Source organism: Kitasatospora sp. NPDC088351 (assembly GCF_040685575.1).
Classification (GTDB): Bacteria; Actinomycetota; Actinomycetes; order Streptomycetales; family Streptomycetaceae; genus Kitasatospora.
On sequence record NZ_JBFBIL010000024.1, the window covers coordinates 96700 to 104054 of the forward strand.

A 7355-nucleotide genomic window follows, 5' to 3' on the forward strand; every position below is an offset into this window, starting at 1 on the left:
GACGGGACGGCGGTGTCACCCACGCCGCTCCTTCGTTGACAAACCGCCACCGACCGACAGACCGACACGATCGGCGCCGCCATCCAGGGGCACCGAGACGAGGAAACTCCCCGTGATCAGATTCGACGGCGCCGGAAAGCGCCACCCCGACGGCACCATCGCCGTCGGGGGTCTCGACCTGGACGTCCCGACCGGTCGGATAACCGTCCTGGTCGGGCCCTCCGGCTGCGGCAAGACCACCCTGCTGCGCATGGTCAACCGGATGGTCGAGCCGACGTCGGGCCGGGTGCTGCTGGACGGCACGGACGTCGCCGAGCTGGAGCCCGCCAGGCTGCGCCGCGGCATCGGGTACGTGATCCAGCAGGCCGGGCTCTTCCCGCACCGCAAGGTGATCGACAACGTCGCCACCGTCCCCTACCTGCTCGGCTGGGACCGCAAGAAGGCCCGCGCCCGGGCCGCCGAGCTGCTGGAACTGGTCGGGCTCGCGCCCGAGACCGCCAAGCGGTACCCGTTCCAGCTCTCCGGCGGTCAGCAGCAGCGCGTCGGCGTGGCGCGGGCGCTGGCGGCCGACCCGCCGGTGCTGCTGATGGACGAGCCGTTCAGCGCCGTCGACCCGGTGGTCCGCGCCGGGTTGCAGGACGAACTGCTGCGCCTCCAGTCGGAGCTGCACAAGACGGTGCTGTTCGTCACCCATGACATCGAGGAGGCCGTCCGGCTGGGCGACCAGGTCGTGGTGCTGCGCGAACAGGGCCGGATCGCCCAGCTCGCCGACCCGCACACCCTGCTGACCTCCCCGGCCGACGACGGCGTGGCCGCCTTCCTCGGCCGCGACCGCGGCCTGCGCGGCCTCGGCCTGCGCCCCGCCACCGGCGTCGCCGTCCGCCCGGTCGCCGACGGGCTGCGCTACGGCGGCTGGGAGCTGGCGCTGGACGACGAGCGCCGCCCGATCGGCTGGATCGACCGGGACGCCGCCACCACCGTCCTGCACCCGGCGGCCGGCTACCGGCCCGAGGCCGACACCCTGCGCACCGCGCTGGACGCCGCCGTCCTCTCCCCCGCCGGGGTCGCCGTCGCGCTGGACGCCGACGGCCGGGCCCGCGGTACGGCGAGCCGCGAGGCCGTCCTCGCCGCCCTCGCCGGGGCGGGCGCGCCAACGCCTGCGCCGACGCCCGCACCCGCACCCGCACCCGCACCCGCACCCGCACCCACGAAGACCCCGGAGGCGGACGGAGCCACCGGTGGACGATGAACCGATCGTCCGCTGGTACTGGATCGGCGACCATCTCGGCTATCTGGGCCACCTGCTGGCCGACCACGCCCTGATCGCCCTGCTCCCGGTGCTCATCGGCCTGCTGCTGGCCGTCCCGCTGGGCCTGGCCTGCACCCGCTATCCCCGGCTCTACCAGCCGCTCGCCGCGGTCTTCAACGTCGTCTACGCGCTGCCCTCGCTGGCCGTCTTCGTGGTGCTCATCCCGTACACCGGGCTGGCCACCCAGGCCACCGTGATGATCCCGCTCACCTTCTACGCGCTCGCCGTGCTGCTGCCGACCACGGTGGACGGGCTGCGCGCCGTCCCGGAGGCCGTCCGCCAGGCGGCGACCGCGATGGGGTACGGGCCGTGGCACCGGCTGGCCGCCGTCGAGCTGCCCGCCGCCGTGCCGTACCTGCTGGCCGGACTGCGGGTCGCGGCGGTGTCCAGCATCTCGCTGGCGAGCGTCGGCGCGCTGGTCGGGCGCGGCGGGCTCGGCTATCTGTTCATCGACGGCTTCCAGCGCACCTTCCCGACCCCGATCGTGGCCGGCATCGTGCTGATCGCCGCGCTCGCGCTGGTCGTGGACCTGCTGCTGGTCGGCACCCGGCGGCTGCTCGCACCGTGGGCCGTCCGGGAGAAGGGGGCGGCCCGGTGAACTGGCTCTCCTGGCTGGGCGACTTCTTCTCCGCCCCGGACCACCGCAGCGGCCCGGACTCGATCGTGCACCGGGTCACCGAGCACCTGCTGCTCTCCGGTGAGGCGCTGCTGTACGCGGCGCTGCTCGCCGTCCCGCTCGGCCTGCTGATCGGCTACACCGGCCGCGGCGCCACCGCCGTGACCTCGCTGGCCGGCGCCGCCCGCGCGCTGCCCACCCTCGGGCTGGTGACGCTGGCGGTGCTGCTCGCCGGCGTCGGCGACACGGCCGTGCTGATCCCGCTGGTCGCGCTCGCCGCGCCGCCGTTGCTGGTGGCCGCCGTCGAGGGGGTCCGCAGCACCGACCCGGACGTCCGGGACGCGGCCCGCGGGGTCGGGCTGACGCACCCGCAGGTGCTCTGGCAGGTCTGCCTGCCGTCCGCGCTGCCGACCCTGCTGGCGGGCTTCCGCACCGCGACCGTGCAGGTGATCGCGACCGCCACGGTGGCCGCGTACGTCGGCCTCGGCGGCCTCGGCCGCTACGTCATCGACGGGCTGGCCACCCGGAAGTACGCGGTGACGGTGGGCGGCGCGCTGCTGGTGGTGCTGCTCGCGGTCGGCGCCCAGCTGTTCTTCTCCCTGCTCGCCCGGTACGCGCTCCCGCCCGGGCTGCGCGCCCAGCGCCAGGCCCGCTGAACCTCCCACCCCTCCCGAAAGGACACGTATCACCATGTCGACATCCGCACGCCGCAGAAGCGGTCACCGGGCTCTCGTCCTCGGCGCCCTCGCCGCGCTCGCCCTCGGCGCCACCGCCTGCGGCTCCTCGGGCGGCGACCCGCTGAGCGGCTCCTCGTCGGCGCCCGCCGGCTCGGGCGGCTCCGGCTCGACCGTGGTGGTCGGCTCGGCGAACTTCCCCGAGAACGTGCTGCTCGGCTCGATCTACTCGCAGGCGCTCAAGGCCAAGGGTGTCAAGGTCGAGGAGAAGTTCAACATCGGCAGCCGCGAGGTGCTCTACGGCCAGATCCAGAACGGCAGCCTGACCGTGCTGCCCGAGTACAACGGCTCGCTGCTCGCCTACCTGGACGCCAAGTCGACCGCCGCCACCAAGGACGACGTCAACGCGGCGCTGGCGAAGGCCCTGCCGGCCGCGCTGGGAATCCTGGACTCCTCGCCGGCCGAGGACAAGGACTCGCTCAGCGTCAGCCAGGAGACCGCCGACAAGTACGGCCTGAAGAGCATCGCCGACCTGTCGGCGAAGGCCGGCGAGCTCACCATCGGGGGCCCGCCGGAGTTCAAGTCCCGCCGCGAGCAGGAGCTCAAGGACGTCTACGGGCTGACCTTCAAGGAGTGGAAGCCGACCGGCGACACCACGGCCAACGCGGTGAAGGACGGCTCCGTCCAGGTCGGCAACGTCTTCACCACCGACCCGAAGATCGTCCAGCTGAAGCTCGTGCCGCTGACCGACCCGAAGGACATCTTCGGGGCGCAGAACGTCACTCCGCTGGTCAACAAGGCGGGTGTGGACGCCACGGCGACGGCCGCGCTCAACGCGGTGTCGGCCAAGCTGGACACGGCGGGTCTGACGGCGCTGATGAAGCGGGTCGCCATCGACAAGGAGGACCCGTCGACGGTGGCCAAGGACTGGCTCAAGGCCAACGGCCTCGGCTGAGCCCGGGCGACGGCTCGGGGGCGGCTCGGGGGGAGGTCTCCCGGGTCGCCGCCGGTTCTCCCGGGGGATCTTCCCCTGAGCGCCGCGGACATGACAGTGTGGCGGAATGCGCACTCGTCTTCTCGCCGCCACCCTCACGGCATTCGCCGCGGTGAGCCTAGCCGCCTGCTCCAGCTCCGGCTCCGACACCACCTCGGCCGGACCACCCTCCGGACCGACCCCCGCCGCGTCGACCACCCCCGACGCATCCGCACCCACGTCCGCACCCGCCGGCGACGCCACCACCCCGCCGCCGCCCGCACCTGCCACCGGCTCGCCCGACACGCCCGCCACGGACGCCGCCTCACCCCCGCCCCCCGGCACGCCCGACGCCCCCGCGGCGTCCAAGCCCGCGCCGCCGGCCGACGCCGGACTGCCCACCAAACCGGACGCGGGCCTCACCACCAGGCTGGTCGCCGCCCTGGACGCGATCGACCCGGCGATCGTCGGCGGAAAGCCCGAGCAGGCCGTCGACCGGGCCCGCAACCAGTGCCAGTCGATGTACCAGTTCCCCAAGGACCGGGCCAAGTTGGTCGAACTGGTCAACCAGCGCTTCACCGCGCCGGACCACCCGCAGGGCTTCGGCGGCGAGAAGGCCGAGAAGATCCTCGACGCGCTGCGCACCACCCTCTGCCCGCCGGCCTGAGCCCGGCCGTCCGCCCACCACCCCGAGCAGCCCGGCGTCCTGAGCGCCGGGCGACCGTGGCCGCGTGCTCCGACCGGGCACGCGGCCACGGCATGGCCTGATCCGACTGCCGTTCGCCAACGGCCCCGAGGTCCCGCCCGATCCTGGTGATCGGGCGGGACCTCGACGTTTCGGCGCGCCCGATGACGCGCGGTACGTCAGCGGCGGGCGCGGAAGGTACGGCGGACGTCGGCAATCCGGACGTCGGCCGGATCGGCCCCGGTCAGGCCGCCAGGGCCGCCGGCCCGTCGACGGTGCTCCGGCGGCGCCGCAGAGCGGTCTGCGGAACGACCTGCGGAGCGGCCTGCGCGGTGGTCCGGACGGTGACCCGCGCGGCGGCCCGGGAAGCAGTCAAGTCGGCGGCACAGCAGTCGAGTTCAGCCAGCAGGGCGCGCAGGTTACGGGCGTCGGCGAAGGTCCAGGCGGTGTCGGACAAGGTCGTCACAGAGGTCTCCTCCAAGAGAAAAGGGACAGGCGTGGGCGTTCTCGGGTCAGATGCACGGACGGGCGGCGTACGGCGACGGCCGGGGCGCCGACAGGCGCGCCGACACGTGCGGATGCGGCAGCGAGTGCGGATCGGGATGTGAATGCGGATCGGGATGTGAATGCGGATCGGGCGTGAATACGGATGCGGCCGCCGTTTCCGGCGACGGGTGGCACGGGCCGGCCGCCGTTGGGCGGCGGATGGGGCTCACCTGCTCGGGCGGTGGCCGCCCTTCCTGTGGAGATCGCGCATGTGACCGATCATGTCCGAACGGCGTCGGCCGTCGCAAGCGGATTTACCGCCGGTCACCGGCGGCTTCGGGGGTACGGCAACGGCCCCGCGGCGGCCGATCAGCTCTGTTGACGAACTGTTAGGAGTCTTGACAGACGACTGGTCTAGTCCAACCATAAGCATGTCGATCCGACCGGGATGCACTGTGGGGGTGTGACCACCGGCGGCTGAGGCACTGCCCTGCCTTGTTCCGCTCCGCCCCCGACCCGCACGGCCTACGTGCGTCTTCGCACCGCCGTCGCTCCGCGAGTACGTGGGCTTCAGCACGTCCGCATGTCCACGCACCCGTCCGTCCGCACACCCGCCCGTCGACAGCTCCACCCCTGCACGCCCGCACGACTCCCCACCCGCGCGGGCGGCGGTTCCGTACCACAGAGGTTCCGCAGCACCGTTCAATATTTCACCAACGTCCTGCCCCACCAAGTCTGTTGGAGAATCCATGCGTCTACGCAGAACGATCCAGGCCGCCCTGACAGCCTGTGCCACGCTGGCCGCGTCGGCCGGGCTGGTCGCCGTCGGGACGGCCTCCGCCGAGGCCGCCACCCCGCTGCCGACCCGGGTCTTCGCGCCGTACTTCGAGTCCTGGACCGGCCAGAGCCCGGCCACGCTGGCCGCGCAGTCCGGTGCCAAGCACCTGACCATGGCGTTCCTGCAGGCCGCCACCAAGGGCTCGTGCACGCCGTACTGGAACGGCGACACCTCGCTGCCGGTCTCCTCGTCCTCCTTCGGCGCCGACATCGCCACCATCCGCGCCAACGGCGGCGACGTCATCCCGTCCTTCGGCGGCTACACGGCCGACAACACCGGGACCGAGATCGCCGACAGCTGCACCGATGTCAACCAGATCGCGGCGGCCTTCGAGAACGTCATCACCACGTACGACGTCAGCCGGATCGACCTCGACATCGAGGACAACTCGCTGACCAACACGGCCGGTATCGACCGCCGCAACAAGGCGATCAAGCTCGTGCAGGACTGGGCCGCCGCCAACGGCCGCTCGATCCAGTTCTCGTACACGCTGCCGACCACGACCAGCGGCCTGGCCTCCAGCGGCCTGGCGGTGCTGAAGAACGCGGTCAGCAACAACGCCCGGATCGATGTCGTCAACCTGATGACCTTCGACTACTACGACGGCGCCGCCCACGACATGGCCGCCGACACCCAGACCGCCACGACCGGTCTCTACAACCAGTTGGCCAAGCTCTACCCGACCAAGACCCCGGCGCAGCTGTGGGGTTCCATCGGCATCATCGAGATGGTCGGCATCGACGACTACGGCCCGGCCGAGACCTTCACCGTCGCCAACGCGACCACGGTCTACAACTGGGCGGTCTCGAAGGGCATCAACACGCTCTCCTTCTGGGCCCTGCAGCGCGACAACGGTGGCTGCCCGGGCACGGCGGGCAACGACTACTGCTCCGGGATCAACCAGAACACCTGGGACTTCACCCACATCTTCGCGCCGTTCACCAGCGGCACGACGGTGGGCAACGACTTCTCGGTGGCCGTCAACCCGGGTTCGGGCTCGGTGGTGGCCGGTTCCTCCACCAGCGCGACCGTCTCCACCGCGGTGACCACCGGTTCGGCGCAGAGCGTCAACCTCTCCGTCACCGGCGCCCCGGCCGGCGTGACCGCCACCGTCACCCCCGGCAGCGTCACCGCCGGCGGCACCGCCACGCTCTCCGTCGCCACCACCGCGACCGCCGCACCGGGCACCTACCCGCTCACCATCACCGGCAACGCCGCCTCCGGCAGCCACACCAGCACGTACACCCTGACCGTCACCGGGGTCACCCCGCCGACCGGTCTGGTGAACGGCGGCCTGGAGACGGGCAGCCTGGCCCCGTGGACCTGCCAGACCGGTGGCGCCGTGGTCTCCACCCCGGTCCACTCCGGCTCCTACGCGCTGCAGGCCGCGGCCACCGGCGCCCAGACCGGCCAGTGCTCGCAGACCGTCACCCTGTCGCCCAACACGGCCTACACCCTGACCGGCTGGGTCCAGGGCAGCTACGCCTACCTCGGCGTGAGCGGCGGGGCCACCGCGAGCGCCTGGACCAGCTCCTCCGGCTGGACCAAGCTGACCGTCCCGTTCACGACCGGCGCCTCCGGCACCGTGACCGTCTACCTGCACGGCTGGTACGGCCAGGGCAACGTCTTCGGCGACGACTTCTCCATCGCCTGACCCACCCGGGGCCGAGCCACTCGGGCCCGACCACCCGCCGGGGTGCCGCGACCACCGTCGCGGCGCGGAGGTCCCGGCCGGCACCCGGATGCGCTGGATCCAGGACTTCGCGATGAAGCC

Annotated in this window: 7 protein-coding genes; 6 read left to right on the top strand and 1 reads right to left on the bottom strand. The window is 72.5% G+C overall.

What is annotated here, in order from left to right; all coding sequences use genetic code 11:
• Nucleotides 1-112 precede the first annotated feature (112 nt).
• The 5 genes from AB0P06_RS18960 (at nt 113) to AB0P06_RS18980 (ending at nt 4239) form a co-directional block, all read left to right on the top strand.
• Nucleotides 113-1249 carry an ATP-binding cassette domain-containing protein gene (locus AB0P06_RS18960; RefSeq protein ID WP_363608661.1) on the top strand — a complete coding sequence of 379 codons (1137 nt, stop codon included), beginning with the start codon at nt 113-115 and terminating at the stop codon, nt 1247-1249.
• Nucleotides 1239-1907 carry an ABC transporter permease gene (locus AB0P06_RS18965; protein ID WP_363608663.1) on the top strand — a complete coding sequence of 223 codons (669 nt, stop codon included), beginning with the start codon at nt 1239-1241 and terminating at the stop codon, nt 1905-1907. Before AB0P06_RS18960 ends, AB0P06_RS18965 begins: the two co-directional genes overlap by 11 nt.
• Entirely contained in the window at nt 1904-2581 is a 678-nt protein-coding gene (locus tag AB0P06_RS18970) for an ABC transporter permease (protein WP_363608665.1), read from the top strand. The genes AB0P06_RS18965 and AB0P06_RS18970 overlap by 4 nt, the downstream gene beginning before the upstream one ends.
• Nucleotides 2582-2615: 34 nt before the next feature.
• Entirely contained in the window at nt 2616-3554 is a 939-nt protein-coding gene (locus AB0P06_RS18975) for an ABC transporter substrate-binding protein (RefSeq protein WP_363608667.1), read from the top strand.
• 106 nt (nt 3555-3660) lie between these two features.
• On the top strand, nt 3661-4239 hold the full coding sequence (locus AB0P06_RS18980) for a hypothetical protein (RefSeq protein WP_363608669.1): 579 nt from the start codon (nt 3661-3663) through the stop codon (nt 4237-4239).
• 262 nt (nt 4240-4501) lie between these two features.
• Here the strand turns inward: AB0P06_RS18980 and AB0P06_RS18985 are convergent, their stop codons facing one another.
• On the bottom strand, nt 4502-4723 hold the full coding sequence (locus tag AB0P06_RS18985; protein ID WP_363608671.1) for a hypothetical protein: 222 nt from the start codon (nt 4721-4723) through the stop codon (nt 4502-4504).
• A 769-nt stretch (nt 4724-5492) separates the two neighbouring features.
• Here AB0P06_RS18985 and AB0P06_RS18990 point away from each other — a divergent pair.
• Nucleotides 5493-7235 carry a glycosyl hydrolase family 18 protein gene (locus AB0P06_RS18990; RefSeq protein WP_363608673.1) on the top strand — a complete coding sequence of 581 codons (1743 nt, stop codon included), beginning with the start codon at nt 5493-5495 and terminating at the stop codon, nt 7233-7235.
• Nucleotides 7236-7355: the final 120 nt, after the last annotated feature.